This is a genomic window from Micromonospora sp. NPDC093277 (assembly GCF_044765245.1).
GTDB lineage: Bacteria > Actinomycetota > Actinomycetes > Mycobacteriales > Micromonosporaceae > Micromonospora.
The window spans coordinates 71085-89391 of record NZ_JBIWJO010000014.1 but is presented as its reverse complement, the minus strand read 5'-3'; the positions used below and the strand labels follow the sequence as shown (position 1 = coordinate 89391).

The following is an 18307-nucleotide window of genomic DNA, read 5'->3' as shown; positions in this document are numbered from 1 at the left end:
CTGACTCTGCCGTCCGGTGTGGTAGCGGACCCGGCGTCGCGAGCACGGCGGGCGTGGCACGTCGCTCACGCCGAGCTCAGCACGGCGAGCCGGTCCGCGTGCACTCAGCTCCACGGTGCCCAACTACCGGACTCTGCGCGTCCCCGGCTCACCCCGACAAGCCGTGAACGCGGGCTCAGGTTAGGCAGCTCGCCGCAGCTCGAACAAGCTCTGCACCGCCCGGCAGAATGTGATTGATGCCAATGCCAAAATCCGGCATGTCGGCGTAACAGGGTCAGCGCGCCGGACGCTGTTTTCTCCGCAAGGTGATCAACGCCCGTCCGGTCAGAAGTGCTGAGGCAGGTCGAGGAACGCGGCCAGCCGGATCACGCCGGCGCCCCCTGGTCGCGGCTCGCTGTCCGGAGCCCTGGCCGGAACGGTCACCGCCGCCCAGTCCGCGGTGCGTCGCCGACTGGGGACGACAAGGCCCAGGGCAGCGCGGTGTGGTCGGTGGCGAGGGTGCGTAGGCGCGCCTGGATGGCGGTACGTGCCCGCAGGTAGGCGACTGCCTCGTCATGGAGTAGCGAGACGCTGTTGGCGGTCTCCATGAAGGCGATCAGCTCGAAGGCGAGCTGCTCCGCGTCGGCGACCTCGATGAGCTGGCCGAGCTGGCGGGCGTCTTCGACGGTGCGGGCAACCAGGCGCCGCCAGTCCAGGACGGCGGCGGCAACAGCGTCCCGGACTCGGCCGGGGCGAGCTTCGAACTCGGCAGCGACGGTGAAGAAGAAGCAGCCGCCCGGGAAGACTCGCCGCTGCGAGTAGGTCAACCAGCTCTCGCACAGCCGCCACACCCGCTCGAGCCCCGGTGGGGTGCTCAGCGCCGGTTGGACGACCTCCGTGATGAATACCTGGGCGGCGGCTCGCACGGTGGCGAGCTGAAGCTCCTCCTTGGAGCCGAAGTAGCCGAACAGTCCGCTCTTGCTCAGGCCCAGTTCGCCGGAGAGCCCGCCGATGGACAGGCCCTCCAAGCCGTTGCGTGAGGCGATGTCCGCCGCCCTGCGCAGGATCACATTCCGCGCCTGCTCGTCTCGCGGTCGCCCGGTCATGCCCACCCCTTCGCGTACGAACGTTCGGTAACGATACTCCACGAACTGCCCGCAGGACTGGTAGGTTCACGACCTAGCACGAACGTTCGTGCGGGAAATGATGGGCCATGATCAACACTGGCACAGCTCGCGAACCACCCCGTCGGCCCGCGCCGACGCCCCCACACCTCGGTCACAGATGAGGAAGAAAATGACGATCGCCGTATCGCTCGTCGGATCGGCCCTGAACGCCGTATCCCTGCTGGCCCCGCAGACGGCCGGCAAGGCCGCCCTCGCGCTGTGGCGCCGCCCGATGCGACGCGGCACGGTACGGACCATCGAGCGCGAGACGCACGACGCGGCCGTCGCCGAACGGATCTCTGTCAACGGTAAGGATGTGGCGACCTACCGCTGGGGCGACGGCGCGAAGCCGGTGTTGATGGTGCACGGCTGGCAGTCGCGCGGGTCCCGGTATGCGGGATTCGTACCCGTGCTGCAGGACCTGGGGTTCAGCCCCGTCACCTTCGATGCCCCCGGACACGGGGATTCCGGCGGCACCTCCATGACGATCCTCGAGTACGAGGAAGTGATCCGCCAGCTGCAGGCCCGTTACGGCCGCTTCGAGGCCATCGTCGCCCATTCCTTCGGGGTCCCGTGCGTCTTCCACGCCCTCCGCAACGGCGTCGGGGCCGGGCGACTGGTGGCCATCAGCGGCGTAGCCGAATTCGAATTCCTGGTTGACGAGTTCAGCCGGCAACTCGGCCTCTCCCCACGGATGCAGCAGGAGCTACGCCGCCGAATCGAGGAAGATCTGTTCCCGCGCGAGACGGAGATCTGGGAACGATTCTCCTCGGCCTATCAGCCGGCCAGCCTCGACATCCCCATCCTTGTCATCCACGACGAAGGTGACGACTGGGTGCCGCTGGCGCACGCCCACCGGATCACGGCCGCTCACGGGGCTCGGCTCGTCGTCACCCGCGACCTCGGGCATCGCGGGATTCTGGGCCAACCGCAAGTGATCGACGCGGCCGTGGAATTCATCACCTCCGACGTCGCGAGCCCCACTCTGCACGGTGTCGACAGGCCGGTCAGAAGTGCTGGAGCAGGTCGGTGAACGCGGCCAGCCGGATCACCCCGGTGTCGCCCGGGTCAAGTTCGTCGTGCTCCAGCACCCAGGTGTTCTCGTTCGGGATGAACACCGCGTTCAATCCTGCCGCGCGGGCGGGCAGGATGTCCGACCGCGGCGAGTTGCCGATCATCCACGCGCCCGCCGGGTCGAAGGCGTGCTCGCTGGCCAGCCAGCGGTAGGTGTCCACGTCCTTCTCCGGCACGATGTGCGCGGCCCGGAAATGGTGCAGCAGCCCGCACGCGTCGAGCTTGCGCTGCTGCTCCTCCCGCTCGCCCTTGGTCAGCAGCAGCAGCTCGTGCCGGGTGGCGAGGTCGTCCAGGGTCTTCGCGACCCCGGGCATCAACTCGACCTGGTGGCCGATCAACGCCACCGCGAGGCCCTCGATCTCCGCGCGCTCCCGCTCGGTGGCCGGGCGCTGCCGCAGCTTCTCCAGGCACTCCCCCAGGCTGCGCAGGAAGACCTTGCTTCCGTAACCGTGCGCCACGGCGTTGGCCCGCTCGATGTCGTCCAACACCGCCCGGATCTGCACTCGGTCCAGAGTCGGGTGGTCCAGCCAGTCGAGGAAGCCGTCGATCACCCGCTCGAAGAGCACGTTGTTTTCCCAGAGCGTGTCGTCGGCGTCGAAGACGAGCACCTTTGCCTCGCGGCGCTGTGGCATCGCGTGACCCTTTCCGTGTGGCGGACCGGGACACGCTACTGCCCGCCGGGCGGGCAGGACATCCGGGTTTTCCGTCGGCGGCCGCTCAGCGGCGCAGGGTCAGGATCAGGTCGGCGACCAGCGCGGTCCACCCGGTCTGGTGCCACGCCCCGAGCCCGGCGCCGTTGTCGCCGTGGAAGTACTCCGGGAAGGCGATCAGGTCCCGCCAGTCGGGATGGGTCTGGAAGAGCTGGCAGGCGCCGTAGATCGGGCGCCGGCCCCAGCCGTCCCGGGTGAACAGCGCGATCAGCCGGGCGGAGAGGTCGTCGGCGACCTCGTCCAAGGTCCGCTTCTGCCCGGAGCGGGTCGGGTACTCCACCTGCAGGTCGTCGCCGAAGAAGGCGGCGTAGTCGCGCAGCGCGCTGACCAGCAGGAAGTTGGTCGGCATCCAGATCGGGCCGCGCCAGTTCGAGTTGCCGCCGAACAGGCCGCTGGTCGACTCGGCCGGCTCGTAGCCGACGCTGAACTCCTGACCGCCGAGGGTCACCGTGAACGGCTTGTCCAGGTGGGCGCGGGACAGCGTACGCAGGCCGTACTCGGAGAGGAACTCGTCGGTGTCGAGCATCCTGGCCAGCAGCCGGACCACCTGATCGGGCCCGACCATGGACAGCAGCCGCTGCTGGCGGCCGTCGGGGCCGATGCGGCGAGCGCCGATCACGTCGGCGTACTCGGGGCGGTTGGTGAGGAACCAGCGCAGCCGGGCGCCCAACTCGGGCAGCCGGTGCAGGGTACGCGCGGTGAGCCGGGTGGTCGCCGCCAGCGGCAGCAGCCCCACCACCGAGCGGACCTTCAGTGGCACCTTCGTACCGTCGGCCAGCCGGAGCACGTCGTAGAAGAAGGCGTCCTCGTCGTCCCAGAGCCCCTGGTCGTACGCGGCGGCGGCGATGTACGCGAAGTGCTCGAAGAACTTCGTGGCGATGTCCTCGTACGCCCGGTCGTGCTCGGCGAGCACGATGGCCATGTCGAGCAGGTTCAGCGCGTACATGCCCATCCAGCCGGTGCCGTCGGACTGTTCGAGCACCCCGGCGACCGGCAGGGCGGCCGAGCGGTCGAACGGGCCGACGTTGTCCAGCCCGAGGAAGCCGCCCTCGAAGACGTTGTTGCCGCCGGTGTCCTTCCGGTTGACCCACCAGGTGAAGTTCAGCAGCAGCTTGTGCATCACCCGGGCCAGGAACTCGTGGTCCCGGCTGCCGTCGATCTCGAACACCTTCAACGCCGCCCAGGCGTGCACGGGCGGGTTGACGTCCCCGAACGCCCACTCGTACGCCGGGATCTGCCCGTTGGGGTGCAGATACCACTCGCGTAGCAGGAGCAGCAGTTGCTCCTTGGCGAAGCCGGGATCGACGCGGGCGATGGTGACGCAGTGGAAGGCCAGGTCCCAGGCCGCGTACCAGGGATACTCCCAGGGGTCGGGCATGGAGATCACGTCGAAGCTGCTCATGTGCCACCAGGCGCTGTTGCGCCCGTGCCGGCGTCCGGCCGGTGGCGGCGCGGAGCCCGGATCGCCCTCCAACCACCGTTTGACGTCGAAGTGGTAGAACTGCTTGCCCCACATCAGCCCGGCGATCGCCTGCCGGGCCACCAGGGCCTCATCGGCGCTGGCCCCGGCCGGGATGACGCTGTCGAAGAAGCGGTTGGCCTCGGCGCGGCGCGCCCACAGCACGCTGTCGAAGTCGTCACCGAGATCCGCCCCGGGCGGCGGTGCGCTCGCCGGCGGCGGGGCGGTCCGGGTCAGCCGCAGCCGGATCTGTCGCTGCTCGCCGGCCGGCACGTCGAGCACGTAGTGCAGGGCGCCCTTGGTGCCCTCCAGGTCCGGGTTGACGGTTTCCGCGCCGGCCACCACGTGGTCGTTGATCCCGTCCTTCGGGTACGGCGACCGCCCGGGCAGCCCCCACAGCCGCTCGGCGTTGGAGTCGTTGTCGCACAGCAGCGGGATGGGCTCCCCGTCGCCCTCCAGCAGGAGCTGCCCGAGCACCCAGTGATCGCCGACCAGCCGGGCGCCGGCGGCGGGACCGGCCGCAGAGCCGACGATCGCCGGCACCCGGTCACCGCCGGGCAGCCCCCACGACCACGTGTTGCGGAACCACAGGGTGGGCAGCACGTGCAGGGTCTCGTCCCGGTCCCCCCGGTTGCCGACCGTGATCAGGATGCACAGGTCGGTCGGGGACGCCTTCGCGTAGTCGACCGTCACCGCCCAGTACCGGTCGTCGTCGAAGATCCCGGTGTCGACCAGTTCGTACTCGGTGTCCTCGCGGCCGCGCAACGCGTTCACCGCGACCAGCTCGTCGTAGGGGAACGCGGCCTGCGGGTAGTGGTAGCGCCAGCGCAGGTACGAGTGGGTCGGGGTGGAGTCCTCGTACCACCAGTACTCCTTGACGTCCTCCCCGTGGTTGCCGCCGTCGCCGCCGAGGCCGAACATCCGCTCCTTGAGGATCGGGTCCCGCCCGTTCCACAACGCCAGGGCGAAACAGAACGTCTGCCGGTCGTCGCACACGCCGGCCATGCCGTCCTCGTTCCAGCGGTACGCTCGCGAGCGCGCGTGATCGTGGGGAAAATAGTCCCAGGCCGTGCCGTGTTCGCTGTAGTCCTCCCGTACCGTCCCCCAGGCCCGCTCGGACAGATAGGGACCCCATGCGCGCCAGTCCCGCACCCCGGCGTCAGCCTGGGCGAGCCGGTGCCGCTCGGGATCGGGAGTCGCGGAGGTCGCACGGTCAGTGATCACCTGCACATTCTCGACGCCGCCGGGGTACTTCACCACGGTGGCCATTGTCGTCGTGGCGTGCAGCACCTCGCCGCAGGTGGAGGAAAGTTGATCGACATTCGTTTCGGCCCGCAGGTCTGCGGGGAGCTGTCGGCCTCCTCGACGCGGGAGTGGTTGGTCACCGACGGCCTGGGCGGCTACGCCATGGGCACGGTCGGCGGGCTGCGTACCCGCCGCTACCACGGGCTGCTGGTGGTGGCCGGTGAGACCACGGCCAGCCGCCGGATCGGGCTGGTCAGCCTGGACCCCGCGGTGGTGCTGCCCTCCGGCGGGCGGGTGCGCCTCGGCGCGCACGAGTGGTCCTCCGGGGCGGTCGACCCGCGCGGTTTCGAGCTGCTGGAACGCTTCGACCTGACCGACGGGGTGCCGCGCTGGCGGTGGCGGATCGGCGAGGTGGTCATCGAGCGGGAGATCGTCATGGCGTACGGCCGGCCCTGCGTGGCGGTGGTGCACCGGCTGGTCGCCGGCGGCCCGGTCCGGCTGGAGCTGGCCGCCGCCTGCACCTGGCGCGACGCGCACGGCGAGCGCCGCGCGGACGGTCCGGCGCCGCGGCTGGAACCGGTGGCCGGCGGGGCGGTGGTCGAGGGCGCGTTCCGGCTGGCCGGGCCGGACTGGACGCCCGAGGGTCAGTGGTGGCTGGGCGTGCGCCACCGCGAGGAGGCGGCGCGCGGTCTGCACCCGGACGAGGACCTCTGGCACGCGGGCCGGTTCTCCGGAGCGCTCGACGAGCCGGGCGCCACGGTGTCGGTGCTGGCCTGGGCGGGCGACCTGGCCGAGGAGCCGCCGCCGGCGACCGCGCTGGTCGAGTCGGCCCGGCGGCGCAACCGGGCGGTGGTGGCCGCCGCGAGACCGGACGATCCGGTCGAGGCCACCCTCGCCCTGGCCGCCGACGCGTTCGTGGTCCGCACCGGCGCCGGGCCGGACGTGGTAGCCGGCTACCCGTGGTTCGGCGCCTGGTCGCGGGACACCATGACGGCGTACGAGGGGCTGTTCCTGTGCACCAACCGCGCCGAGGAGGGGCGCGAGCTGCTGCGCGCGTACGCGGCGACGCTGTCGGAGGGGATGCTGGCGAACACCGCCGACACCGGGCGGGTGGAGTACAACACCGTCGACGCGACGCTGTGGTTCCTGCACGCGGTGACCCGGCACGTCACCGTTACCGGGGACACCGACCTCGGCGCCGAGCTGCTGCCCACGCTGCACGCCGTCGTGGAGGCGCACCTGACCGGCACCCGGTACGGCATCCGGGTCGACCCGGCGGACGGGCTGATCACCCAGGGCGGCACCCCGGGCACCGCGCTGACCTGGATGGACGCCCGGGTGCACGGGATGCCGGTGACCCCGCGCACCGGCAAGCCGGTGGAGGTGAACGCGCTGTGGGTCAACGGGCTGGCCGGGGTCGCCGAGCTGACCGGGCTGCTCGGGCGGGAGGCCACCGCCCTGTGGGGTCTGCACACGAAGGCGTCCGGGGCGTTCCGGGAACGGTTCCCGGCGCCGGTGGGCTGGCTGCACGACGTGGTGGACGCCCCGGCCTACCCCCTCGGCGCGGCGCCGCACCACGACGACGACCTGCTGCGCCCCAACCAACTGCTCGCCTGGTCGCTGCCGTACGCCCCGCTCGAACCGGACGAGGCGACGCTGCGCCGGGTCGCCGAAGGGCTGCTGACGCCGCTCGGGCCGCGCAGCCTCGCCCCCGGCTGCCCCGGCTTCGTCGGCCGGCACCGGGGCGGACCGGCCGACCGGGACTCCGGCTACCACATGGGCACGGTCTGGCCGTGGCTGATCGGGCCGTTCGTCGACGCGTACCGCCGGGCCGGGCTGCCCACCGACGACCTGCTGGTGGGTCTTGAGGCGCATCTGGTGGAGTTCGGCCTGGGCTCGGTGAGCGAGACGGCCGACGGGCTCGCGCCGCACGCCGGCACCGGCTGCCCGTTCCAGGCCTGGTCGGTCGCCGAGCTGCTCCGCGTCCACCGGACCCGCTGACCCCCGCTGTTACAGACCGGCAATCATCACGTCTCCGCTGGTTATCGACCGCTCGGCAGGATGGGCGGTGTCTCGGCACGACGGTGGGCACCGACGCGGTGCCGGCCCTCGCGCGGGACGGGAACCACAACTCAAAGGGGGCCTGCATGTCAGCGGACACCGACGTGATCGACATCCAGCCCGCCCGGCACCGGCGGGTGCTGATGCTCTCCTGGGAGTACCCACCCGTGCTCGTCGGTGGCCTCGGCCGCCACGTGCACGCTCTCTCGATCGCCCTGGCCGCCGCCGGCCACGAGGTCACCGTCGTCACCCGGCACGCCGACGGCGCCCCCCTGGAGGAGTACGCCGACGGCGTACGGATCCTGCGCGCCCCCGAGGACCCCGTCCGCTTCCCCCTCGCCACCGACTCCCTGCTCGCCTGGACCATGGCGTTCAACCACACGCTCACCCGCACCGCCCTGCGCGCCGCCGAGACCGGCGGCCACGACGTCATCCACGCCCACGACTGGCTCGTCGCCCACACCGCGGTGACCCTGGCCGAGCATCTGGACGTGCCGCTGGTCACCACCATCCACGCCACCGAGGCCGGCCGGCACCAGGGCTGGCTGCCCGAGGAGATGAACCGCACCATCCACGGCGTCGAACACTGGCTCAGCAACGCCTCGACCCGGGTGATCGCCTGCTCCGGATACATGCGCGAGCAGGTCACCCGGCTGTTCGACGTGCCCACCGGTCGCGTCGACGTGGTCCCCAACGGGGTGGACGACCGGGCCTGGCGCCCCCGCCCCCGCGCCGTCGCCGCCGCCCGGGCCCGCTTCGCCGGCGGCGGCCCCCTGGTCGGGTACGCCGGCCGGTTGGTCTACGAGAAGGGCGTGCAGCACCTGGTGGACGCCGTGCCGTACCTGAGCGACCGGCACCCGGGGCTGCGCGTGGTGATCGCCGGCGACGGCCCGTACCAGGGGGACCTGGTCGACCAGGCGCGGCGGCTGCGTCTCGGCGACACGGTCCGGTTCGCCGGCTTCCTGGACGCCGCGCAGCTCCCGGCGGTGCTCGCCGCCACCGACGCGACCGTCGTCCCCAGCCTCTACGAGCCGTTCGGCATGATCGCCCTGGAGGCGGCCGCCGCCGGGGCGCCGCTCGCGGTGGCGCACACCGGTGGGCTCGCCGAGATCGTCGAGCCGGGGGTCACCGGGGTTACCTTCCCGCACAGCGACCCGGACGCCCTGGCCGGCGCGGTGGATCAACTCCTCGGCGACGAGATCTTCGCCCGCCGGGTGGCCCGCCGCGCCCGCACCATGGTCGCGGAGCGGTACGGCTGGGCGAGCGTCGCCGCCCGGACCGCCGCCAGCTACGCCGTCGCCCGTCGGGAACACGACGCGTTCCAGGCCCGCCGGGCCGGCACCCTGCTGGCCGGTGGCCGAGCCGCCATCACCATCCCCGACGGAAACCTGCTGACCGGCGCCGCGAGCTGAACCAGCATCCCTCCCCAGTGGACCGTCCGGGCGATGCCCCTCGACCCGACCGCGTGACTACAGTGGCGTAGTTTTGTCGATCAAGATCCCTGGGGAGGGCGAACCAAGATGATGGGACCGTCCCACGCGCTGTCCGGCGCGGCGGTGTGGCTGACTGGCTCCTGGGCGTTGGAGCAGTTCGCCGACTACCACCAGACGCCGCTGGCGCTGGCGGTGGGCACCGCGGTGTGCGCGGGCGGGGCGCTCCTGCCCGATCTCGACCTCTCCGGCAAGGTGACCCGCAACCAGGGCGGCGCCACCGTGGCGCGCACCTTCGGCGTGGTCAGCCTCTTCATCGCCGAGGTGATCGAGAAGATCTCGCTCGGCGTCTACTACGCCACCAAACTCAGCAAGGACCCGCGCCGCAACAACGGGCACCGGACCCTGACCCACACCCTCCCGTTCGCCGGGCTGCTCGGCTGGGGCACCACCGCGCTCTGCGCCCACTATGGCAAGTGGGCGGTGGTCGGCATCCTCTTCTTCATGATCGGCCTGGCCCTGCGCGGGCTCTTCGACAAGTGGGCCGAGCGGGCCGGCTGGGTGATCATCACCCTGGTCTCGGCCGCCGCCGCCTGGTTCACCTTCGCCAACCTCCCCGGCGACCGGGGCTATCCGCTCATCGGCACCGCCGTCGGGGTCGGCTGCGTCGTACACATCCTCGGCGACATGATCACCCGGGCCGGGGTGCCGATCCTCTGGCCCATCCCGATCAAACGGCGGATGTGGACCATGATCGGGCTGCCCAACAGCATCGCGCTGCGCACCGGCAGCAAGGCCGAAGTCGTCGTGCTGCGCACCGCGCTGACCGTCGTCGCGGCGCTCGCGGCGGTCGGGCTGGTCGCACCGTCCCTGTTGCACCGGTTCAACATCGACGGTTGAGTCCGGGCGGCCCTCGCCCGCTCGCCGGGAATCGGGCACCGGCCCGGTCCTGGCGCGCGTTCTGCCGGCACCACAAGGCCGCGCTGGTCGGCCTGGTCATCGGCTGAGTCGCCCGCCGACCAGGCCGGATCTCTCCTCGTCACCCGCTATTGACGGACGTGGAACACGTGGCCTACCGTTCGTCGAAACGCTTCGTCGAAGCGCTTCGACGAACGCCCGGGACCGCTGGGAACCGCCGCCGGAGGAGGTGCGGGATGGCCACCATGCAGGACGTCGCCCGCCTCGCCCGGGTGTCGGTCAGCACCGTGTCGTACGTGCTCACCAGCGCTCGACCCATCTCGCAGGCGACCCGCGAGAAGGTGCTCGCGGCCATGGCCGAGCTGGACTACCAGCCGCACGCCATGGCCCGCGGCCTGGCCAGCCGGCGCAGCCGCATCGTCGGCCTGCTGCTGCCGATGGACGAGCGCGGCCTCGGCGCCACCGAGACCGCGTTCGTCACCGGCGCGGCCGCCGCGGCCAGCGCCGCCGGCTACCACCTGGTCCTCTCCCCCGTCGGCGTCGACGACCTGGACGAGCTGCGCCGGCTGGCCAGCCAGCGAATGCTCGACGGCGCACTGCTGATGGAGGTGCAGCTCGCCGATCCCCGGGTGGCCGTCCTCCAGGAGGTCGGCGTGCCGCTGGTGCTCATCGGCCGCACCGAGGACCCGTCCGGACTGTCGTACGTCGACATCGACTTCGACCGCACGGTTCGCGACGCCGTCGACCACCTGGTCGGCCTCGGCCACCGCCGCATCGCCTACGTCAACCACTCGACCGTGGCCCTCGCCGACGGCTACGGACCGGCGCTGCGTACCCGGGACGCGTTCGCCGCGGCGATGGCCGGGCACGGCCTGGCGCCGCTGATGATCCCCGCCGAGGACAGCGCCGCCGGCGGGCGGACGGCGGTCGCCGCCGCCTTCGCCCAGGCCCCCGACCTGACGGCGGTCCTCGCGATGAACGAGAGCGCGGTCTTCGGCATCCTCGGCGAGCTGGCCGGCCGGGGCCTGGCCGTCCCGGGGGACGTCTCGGTGGTCTCCATGGTCACCTCGCCGCAGGTGGCCGAGTTGGCGACCCCGGCGCTGACCGCGATGACCTCGCCCGGTTCGGCGCTGGGCCGGATCGCGGTCGAGACGCTGCTGCGGCATCTCGACGCCGACAACGGCGAGGTCCACCAGCAACTGCTGCCCTGCGTGCTGGAGGTCCGCGGGTCGAGCGGACCGCCCCGAGCGGCGGGCGTGGACGACACCGCCGGGGCCGGCACTACCAGGCCGGAACCGGCACGCACCGAGGAAGCAGCCCGCCGCCGCGCTGCCACGCGGCGACGGGCCTGAAGGAGTACCGGCTCGATACTCACCGAGGAGGATAGCAATGAAGCGACTCCGGAGAGTTGCCGTGGCGGCCGTGGTGGCCGCGCTCGCGGCGACCGGCGTGACCGCCTGCGGCGGTGACGACGGCGAAGGCGGCAGCGGGGCGAAGGTCCTCAAGCTCTGGCACTACGAGGGCGCGAACAGCGCGATGGGGGTCGCCTGGGACAAGGCGATCGAGATCTTCAAGCAGGAGCACACCGGCGTCGAGGTGCGCTTCGAGCGCAAGGCGTTCGAGCAGATCCAGCAGAACGCCGCCATGATCATCAACTCGTCCGAGGGCCCGGACGTGATGGAGTACAACAAGGGCAACGCCACCGCCGGGCTGCTCTCCTCGCAGGGCCTGCTCACCGACCTCACCGAGCAGGCCACCAAGCGGGGCTGGGACAAGGCGCTCAGCCCCAGCCTGCAGACCACCGCCCGGTACGACGACAAGGGGGTGATGGGCTCGGGCAACTGGTTCGGCGTGCCGAACTACGGCGAGTACGTGACGGTCTACTACAACAAGGACCTGTTCAGCAAGCACGGCGTGCAGGTGCCCACCACACTCGACGAGATGGCCAGGGCGATGGACACCTTCGTCGGCAAGGGCGTCACCCCGCTGGGCACGGCCGGTGCCGAGTACCCGGCCGGCCAGCTCTTCTACCAGCTCGCCCTGGCCAGGGCGGACCGGGCGTTCGTCGACAACTACCAGCTCTACAAGAACCCGGTCGACTTCCACGCCGACCCGCTCCGGTACGGCGCGGAGACCTTCGCCGAGTGGGTGCGCAAGGGCTACGTGTCGAAGGACGCGGCCAGCGCGAAGGCGGAGGACATGGGCACCGCGTTCATCGCCGGCAAGACGCCGATGATCGTCTCCGGCAGCTGGTGGTACGGCCGGTTCAAGGACGAGATCAAGTTCGACTGGGACACCTTCCTGTTCCCCGGCAACACCCTGAACGCCGGCTCGTCGGGCAACATCTGGGTGGTCCCGGCCAGCAGCAAGGCCAAGGACCTGGCGTACGACTTCATCGACATCACCATGCGCCCGGAGATCCAGGCGCTGATCGCCAACAACGGCGGCGTACCGGTCGCCGGTGATCCCGCCAAGGTCGGCGACCCGAAGGACCGGAAGCTGATCGAGGACTTCAACAAAATCAGCGCGCAGGACGGGTTGGCGTTCTACCCCGACTGGCCGGTGCCCGGCTACTACGACGTCCTCGTCGCCGGCTTCCAGAGCCTCATCAACCAGTCCAAGTCACCCGAGCAGGTGCTCGACGCGATCGCCAAGCCCTACCGGGACGGCGTCGCGGAGATCAAGCGCAACTGACGACGGCGGGGCAGGCGCTCCGGCGCGACCCGAGCGCCTGCCCACCCGGAAGGACCCCCATGGCAGTGCCCGACACCGTCGTCGCCCGCCAACGGGCGACCACGGCACCCCCGACACCGACGGCCGGCCCGCCGCGCCGCCGTCGGTCCCGCCCCGACGCCGGGTACTGGCTCTATCTGGTTCCCGGCGCGATCCTCTTCCTGCTCGTCATCGGCGGGCCACTGGTCTACACCGGCTACCTGTCCCTGACCCGGTGGTCCGGCATCGGCGACCCCACCTTCATCGGTCTGGACAACTACCGCGACCTGCTGCACGACGAGGTGTTCTGGACGTCGTTCCGCAACACGCTGGCGATGATCGTCGCGATGGTGCTGCTACCCACCCTGATCGGGCTGGTGCTCGCCGCGGTGCTCTTCGACACCATCGGACGCCGGTTCCGCCCGCGCACCGCCGCCGCGCTGCGGGCCGCCTTCTACCTGCCGCAGGTGCTGCCGGTGGTGGTGGCCGGCATCGTCTGGGGCTGGATCCTGCGCCCCGACGGCGCGTTCAACGGGCTGCTCGACAAGATCGGCCTCGGTTCGCTGCGCCACGACTGGCTCGGCGACCCGGACACCGCGCTGCCCATGGTGATGGCGGTGATGATCTGGGTGCAGCTCGGCTATCCGGTGGTCGTCTTCATGGCGGCGCTGGAGCGGGTCGACCCGGAACTCTACGAGGCGGCGGAGATCGACGGCGCCGGCTGGTGGCGTCGGTTCCGGGCGATCACCCTGCCGCAGATCCGGCCGGAGACCTTCGTGGTCGGGCTGACCTGCACCATCGCCGCGATGAAGGTGTTCGGGCCGATCTACGCGCTGACCCGGGGCGGCCCGGAGAACGCCACCAACGTCCCGTCCTACTTCGCCTACTACACCTTCTTCAAGAAGCTGCACGTCGGCTACGGCTCGGCGATCTCGATGGCGCTCACGCTGATCATCGTCGTGGTGAGCGTGCTGTTCATCCGGGCGCAGAACCGGGCCGAGCGGCGGGACGGGGCGCTCTGATGGCCGTCACCCTCACCCCGGCGGCCGGCACCGGCCGCCGCGCCCGGCGGGCCCCGGACCGGCACCATCGCGGCGTCACCCGGTGGATCGTGTTGGTGCTGGTCACCGCCGCGGCGCTGGCGATGCTGGTGCCGTTCGCGTTCATGCTGCTCAACGCCTTCAAGTCGCCCGGCGACTACTCGACCAACGGCCCGCTGAGCTGGCCGTCGGAGTTCTACACGAAGGGGCTGCGGACCTACTGGGAGCAGGTCGACTTCCCGCTGAAGCTGTGGAACTCGATCCTCATCTCCGGCTCCGTCGCGGTGTTCGCGGTGCTCGTCTCGCTGCTCAACGCGTACGCGCTGGGCGTCGGCCGGGTCCGCGGCCGGCTCTGGATCATCGGCCTCTTCCTGCTGGCCAACATGATCCCGCAGGAGTCACTGATCTACCCGCTTTACCACTTCGCCAAGCAGGCCGGGCTCTACAACACCCGCCTCGCCGTGATCATCATCTTCACGGTCATCCAGAGCGCGTTCGGCACGTACCTGCTCGCCTCGGTGCTCGGCACCTTCCCCCGCACCCTGCTGGAGGCCGCGGCGCTGGACGGTGCCGGAAAGTGGCGGATCCTGTGGCGGGTGGTGCTGCCCAACCTGCGGCCCACCCTCTCGGTGCTGCTCGTCTTCTTCTTCATCTGGACCTGGAACGAGTTCCTCATTCCCCTGGTCATGCTCATCGACAACCAGACCCAGACCGTCCCGGTCGCGCTCGCGTCGTTGCAGGGCGACCGGTTGATGGACGCCCCGACCACCAACGCCGGTTCGCTGATCAGCCTCGTCCCGGCGATCCTGTTCTTCCTCATCTTCCAGCGCACCCTGGCGCGCGGCATCACGGCGGGAGCTGACAAGTGAAGTTCACCGATGGGTACTGGCAGCTGCGGCCCGGGGTCAGCGCGCTCCGCCCCGGCACGGTGGAATCGGTGGAGCCGGACGAGCGCGGATTCACCGTGTTCGCGCCCACCGGCCGGATCACCGGGCGCGGCGACACCCTCAACCGGCCGGTGGTCACCGTACGGTTCTTCTCCCCCGCACCCGGGGTGGTCGGGGTGACCATCGGCCACCACTCCGGCGGGCTGCCGCGCGAGCCCCGGTTCGCCCTGGCCGAACGGGCCGACCATCCCGTGCAGGTGGAGGTCACCGGACTCACCGCGACGCTGACCACCGGCGAGCTGACCGCGCGGGTCACGCTGGTCGGCCCCTGGCGGGTCGACTTCCTGCGCGGGGACCGGCTGGTGACCTCCTCCACGGAGCGCAGCATCGGCATCGTCACCGACGCCGAGGGCCGCAAGTACGTGCACGAACGACTGGCGCTGGGGGTCGGCGAGACGATCCACGGCCTCGGCGAACGGTTCGGCCCGTACGTCAAGAACGGCCAGGCCGTGGACATCTGGAACGCCGACGGCGGCACGGCCAGCGAGCAGGCGTACAAGAACGTGCCGTTCTATCTCAGCAGCGCCGGGTACGGGGTGTTCGTGGACCACCCGGAGCTGGTCTCCTTCGAGATCGGCTCCGAGGTGGTGTCGCAGACCCAGTTCAGCGTGGCGGGGCAGTCGCTGACCTACCACGTGATCGACGGTCCGACCCCGAAGGACGTGCTGCGCCGGTACACGGCGCTGACCGGCCGGCCGGCGCGGGTGCCGGCGTGGTCGTACGGGCTGTGGCTGTCCACCTCGTTCACCACCTCCTACGACGAGAAGACGGTGACCGAGTTCATCGACGGGATGGCCGAACGGGACCTGCCGCTTTCGGTGTTCCACTTCGACTGCTTCTGGATGCGCCAGTTCCACTGGGTCGACTTCATCTGGGATCCGGAGACCTTCCCCGACCCGGAGGGCATGCTGCACCGGCTGCACGAACGTGGCCTGAAGGTCTGTGTCTGGATCAACCCGTACATCGCCCAGCGGTCGTACCTGTTCGAGGAGGGCAGGCGAGCCGGCTACCTGGTCCGCAACCCGGACGGCTCGGTCTGGCAGTGGGACAAGTGGCAGGCCGGCATGGCGTTGGTCGACTTCACCAACCCGGACGCGGCCCGCTGGTTCGCCGACAAGCTCAGGGTGCTGCTCGACATGGGCGTCGACTGCTTCAAGACCGACTTCGGCGAGCGCATCCCGACCGACGTGGTGTGGCACGACGGCGCCGACCCGCAGCGGATGCACAACTACTACTCGTACCTGTACAACCGGACCGTCTTCGAACTGCTGGAGGCGGAGCGCGGTGCGGGCGAGGCGGTCGTGTTCGCCCGGTCGGCGACGGCGGGCGGGCAACAGTTCCCGGTGCACTGGGGCGGCGACTGCGAGTCCACCTTCGTCGCGATGGCCGAGTCGCTGCGGGGCGGGCTGTCGCTGGCCGCGTCCGGGTTCGGCTACTGGAGCCACGACATCGGCGGCTTCGAGGGCACACCCGACCCGGCGGTGTTCAAGCGGTGGATCGCCTTCGGCCTGCTCTCCTCGCACTCCCGGCTGCACGGCTCCGGCTCGTACCGGGTGCCGTGGGCGTACGACGAGGAGGCGGTCGACGTGCTGCGCCATTTCACCCGGCTCAAGCTGCGCCTGATGCCGTACCTCGCGGCGGCGGCCGAGGAGGCGCACTCCGACGGGGTGCCCGTGCTACGGCCGATGATCCTGGAGTTCCCGGACGACCCGACCGCCCCGTACCTGGACCGGCAGTACATGCTCGGCCCGGACGTGCTGGTGGCGCCGGTGCTGAGCGCCGACGGGCAGGTGACGTACTACGTGCCGGCCGGCACCTGGACCCATCTGGTCACCGGCGCGCGGGTGACCGGGCCGGGCTGGGTCACCGAGAAGCACGACTTCGACAGCGTGCCGGTGCTCGCCCGGCCCGGCGCGGTCGTCCCCTTCGGGGCGGTCGACGACCGGCCCGGCTACGCCTGGGCCGACGACGTGCGGCTGCGGCTCTACGCGCCCGTCGAGGGGCAACGGACCCGGGTCCGGGTGCCGGCGCCGGCCGGCGGTGCCGGGGCCGAGTTCGAGGTGCGGTACGAGAACGGGAACGCCGGCGTGGAGCTGGTGTCGGGAGTTTCGTCAGGGTATGCAGTGGAGGTTGCGGAGTGAGCGGACTTGTTTTTCCTGAGGGCTTCGTCTGGGGCTCCGCCACGGCGGCGTACCAGATCGAGGGCGCGGCCAAGGAGGACGGCCGAGGGCCGTCCATCTGGGACACCTATAGCCACACCCCGGGGCGGACCCGCAACGGGGACACCGGCGACATGGCGGCCGACCACTACCACCGCTGGGCCGAGGACGCCGACCAGATCGCCGCGCTCGGGCTCGGCGCGTACCGGTTCTCGATCTCCTGGCCCCGGGTGCAGCCCGGCGGCTCGGGCGGCTTCAACCCCGCCGGGGTGGACTTCTACTCCCGGCTGGTGGACCGGCTGCTGGAGCTCGGCATCCAGCCGGTGGCCACGCTCTACCACTGGGACCTGCCGCAGGAACTGGAGGACGCGGGCGGCTGGCCGGCACGCGACACCGCCAACCGGTTCGCCGACTATGCCGCCGGGATCGTCGGGGCGCTCGGTGACCGGGTGCACACCTGGACCACGTTCAACGAGCCGTGGTGCTCGGCGTACCTCGGCTACGCCTCCGGAGTGCACGCCCCGGGACGTACCGAGCCGGCCGCGGCGCTGGCCGCCGTACACCACCTGAACCTGGCGCACGGCCTCGCCGGCCGGATGATCCGGGACCTCGCCCCGGCGGCCCGGCTCTCGGTCACGCTGAACCTGCACGTGATCCGGCCGGCGTCGGACTCACCGGCCGACCACGACGCGGTACGCCGGATCGACGCGCTCGCGAACCGGGCGTTCCTCGGGCCGATGCTGACCGGCGCGTACCCGGCGGACCTGGTCGCCGACACCGCGACGGTCACCGACTGGTCGTTCGTGCGCGACGGCGACGAGCGGACCGCCGCGGTGCCGCTGGACGTGCTCGGGGTCAACTACTACTCCACCGCCCTGGTCCGCGCCTGGGACGGCGCGTCGCTCCGGTCGGAGGCGGACGGGCACGGCGAGTCGGCCCACACCCCGTGGGTCGGCGCCGCCGACGTCGAGTTCCTGCCCCAGCCCGGTCCGCACACCGCGATGGGCTGGAACATCGATCCGAGCGGCCTGACCGAGCTGCTGCTGCGGCTGCACCGGGACTACCCCGACCAGCAGTTGATGATCACGGAGAACGGCGCCGCGTTCGACGACGTCGTAGCCCCCGACGGCGCGATCCACGACGACCGGCGGGTGGACTACCTGCGCCGCCACATCGCCGCGGTCGGCGACGCGATAGCGGGCGGGGCCGACGTCCGGGGGTACTTCGTCTGGTCGCTGCTGGACAACTTCGAGTGGGCGTACGGGTACGACCGGCGGTTCGGCATCATCCGCGTCGACTACGACACGCAGGCCCGCACCTGGAAGGACAGCGCCCACTGGTACCACCGGCTGGCCACCACCAACCGGCTGCCGGAGGCCTGACCCGCCGCGGAGCTGCCCGCCGGAC

The 18307-nt window shown here is 71.1% G+C and carries 13 protein-coding genes; 10 read left to right on the top strand and 3 right to left on the bottom strand.

Features of this window, described 5'->3' with window-relative positions; all coding sequences use genetic code 11:
• Positions 1-419 precede the first annotated feature (419 nt).
• A complete protein-coding gene (locus tag ACIRG9_RS26520; RefSeq protein ID WP_402861344.1) occupies positions 420-1085 on the bottom strand; it encodes a TetR/AcrR family transcriptional regulator in 666 nt (221 codons plus the stop codon).
• A gap of 190 nt (positions 1086-1275) precedes the next feature.
• On the opposite strand from ACIRG9_RS26520, the gene ACIRG9_RS26515 reads away from it, so the two are divergent.
• Positions 1276-2178, top strand: a complete 903-nt coding sequence (locus tag ACIRG9_RS26515) for an alpha/beta fold hydrolase (protein ID WP_402861341.1) — start codon at positions 1276-1278, stop codon at positions 2176-2178.
• Here the strand turns inward: ACIRG9_RS26515 and ACIRG9_RS26510 are convergent.
• Both ACIRG9_RS26510 and ACIRG9_RS26505 read right to left on the bottom strand, forming a co-directional pair.
• Complete coding sequence (locus tag ACIRG9_RS26510; RefSeq protein WP_402861338.1) at positions 2153-2851, bottom strand: HAD family hydrolase; 699 nt, start codon at positions 2849-2851, stop codon at positions 2153-2155. The two genes, ACIRG9_RS26515 and ACIRG9_RS26510, sit on opposite strands and share 26 nt — an antisense overlap.
• 85 nt (positions 2852-2936) lie before the next feature.
• On the bottom strand, positions 2937-5657 hold the full coding sequence (locus ACIRG9_RS26505; RefSeq protein ID WP_402861566.1) for an MGH1-like glycoside hydrolase domain-containing protein: 2721 nt from the start codon (positions 5655-5657) through the stop codon (positions 2937-2939).
• 42 nt (positions 5658-5699) lie between these two features.
• Between ACIRG9_RS26505 and ACIRG9_RS26500 the strand changes: the two genes are divergently transcribed.
• The 9 genes from ACIRG9_RS26500 to ACIRG9_RS26460 all read left to right on the top strand — a co-directional run bounded on the left by ACIRG9_RS26500 (position 5700) and on the right by ACIRG9_RS26460 (position 18282).
• Complete coding sequence (locus tag ACIRG9_RS26500; protein ID WP_402861335.1) at positions 5700-7634, top strand: amylo-alpha-1,6-glucosidase; 1935 nt, start codon at positions 5700-5702, stop codon at positions 7632-7634.
• Positions 7635-7780: 146 nt separating this feature from the next.
• The gene (locus ACIRG9_RS26495; protein ID WP_402861332.1) at positions 7781-9106 is read left to right on the top strand and encodes a glycosyltransferase family 4 protein; all 1326 of its coding nucleotides are present in this window, start codon (positions 7781-7783) and stop codon (positions 9104-9106) included.
• A gap of 108 nt (positions 9107-9214) precedes the next feature.
• A complete protein-coding gene (locus ACIRG9_RS26490) occupies positions 9215-10024 on the top strand; it encodes a metal-dependent hydrolase (protein ID WP_402861329.1) in 810 nt (269 codons plus the stop codon).
• A 254-nt stretch (positions 10025-10278) separates the two neighbouring features.
• Entirely contained in the window at positions 10279-11394 is a 1116-nt protein-coding gene (locus ACIRG9_RS26485; protein ID WP_402861326.1) for a LacI family DNA-binding transcriptional regulator, read from the top strand.
• A gap of 37 nt (positions 11395-11431) precedes the next feature.
• Positions 11432-12736 carry an ABC transporter substrate-binding protein gene (locus tag ACIRG9_RS26480; RefSeq protein WP_402861323.1) on the top strand — a complete coding sequence of 435 codons (1305 nt, stop codon included), beginning with the start codon at positions 11432-11434 and terminating at the stop codon, positions 12734-12736.
• 59 nt (positions 12737-12795) lie between these two features.
• On the top strand, positions 12796-13776 hold the full coding sequence (locus ACIRG9_RS26475; RefSeq protein ID WP_402861320.1) for a carbohydrate ABC transporter permease: 981 nt from the start codon (positions 12796-12798) through the stop codon (positions 13774-13776).
• A complete protein-coding gene (locus tag ACIRG9_RS26470) occupies positions 13776-14663 on the top strand; it encodes a carbohydrate ABC transporter permease (RefSeq protein ID WP_402861316.1) in 888 nt (295 codons plus the stop codon). The genes ACIRG9_RS26475 and ACIRG9_RS26470 overlap by 1 nt, the downstream gene beginning before the upstream one ends.
• Positions 14660-16882 carry an alpha-xylosidase gene (yicI, locus tag ACIRG9_RS26465; protein WP_402861313.1) on the top strand — a complete coding sequence of 741 codons (2223 nt, stop codon included), beginning with the start codon at positions 14660-14662 and terminating at the stop codon, positions 16880-16882. Before ACIRG9_RS26470 ends, yicI begins: the two co-directional genes overlap by 4 nt.
• Positions 16879-18282, top strand: a complete 1404-nt coding sequence (locus tag ACIRG9_RS26460; RefSeq protein ID WP_402861310.1) for a GH1 family beta-glucosidase — start codon at positions 16879-16881, stop codon at positions 18280-18282. The genes yicI and ACIRG9_RS26460 overlap by 4 nt, the downstream gene beginning before the upstream one ends.
• Positions 18283-18307: the final 25 nt, after the last annotated feature.

What these genes read in the sequence shown, in the direction of transcription:
- ACIRG9_RS26505 (WP_402861566.1), bottom strand. Translation starts at nt 5,657, where the DNA reads ATGGCCACCGTGGTGAAGTACCCCGGCGGCGTCGAGAATGTGCAGGTG.
- ACIRG9_RS26510 (WP_402861338.1), bottom strand. Translation starts at nt 2,851, where the DNA reads ATGCCACAGCGCCGCGAGGCAAAGGTGCTCGTCTTCGACGCCGACGAC.
- ACIRG9_RS26470 (WP_402861316.1), top strand. Translation starts at nt 13,776, where the DNA reads ATGGCCGTCACCCTCACCCCGGCGGCCGGCACCGGCCGCCGCGCCCGG.
- ACIRG9_RS26495 (WP_402861332.1), top strand. Translation starts at nt 7,781, where the DNA reads ATGTCAGCGGACACCGACGTGATCGACATCCAGCCCGCCCGGCACCGG.
- ACIRG9_RS26490 (WP_402861329.1), top strand. Translation starts at nt 9,215, where the DNA reads ATGATGGGACCGTCCCACGCGCTGTCCGGCGCGGCGGTGTGGCTGACT.
- ACIRG9_RS26520 (WP_402861344.1), bottom strand. Translation starts at nt 1,085, where the DNA reads ATGACCGGGCGACCGCGAGACGAGCAGGCGCGGAATGTGATCCTGCGC.
- ACIRG9_RS26485 (WP_402861326.1), top strand. Translation starts at nt 10,279, where the DNA reads ATGGCCACCATGCAGGACGTCGCCCGCCTCGCCCGGGTGTCGGTCAGC.
- ACIRG9_RS26475 (WP_402861320.1), top strand. Translation starts at nt 12,796, where the DNA reads ATGGCAGTGCCCGACACCGTCGTCGCCCGCCAACGGGCGACCACGGCA.
- ACIRG9_RS26515 (WP_402861341.1), top strand. Translation starts at nt 1,276, where the DNA reads ATGACGATCGCCGTATCGCTCGTCGGATCGGCCCTGAACGCCGTATCC.
- ACIRG9_RS26480 (WP_402861323.1), top strand. Translation starts at nt 11,432, where the DNA reads ATGAAGCGACTCCGGAGAGTTGCCGTGGCGGCCGTGGTGGCCGCGCTC.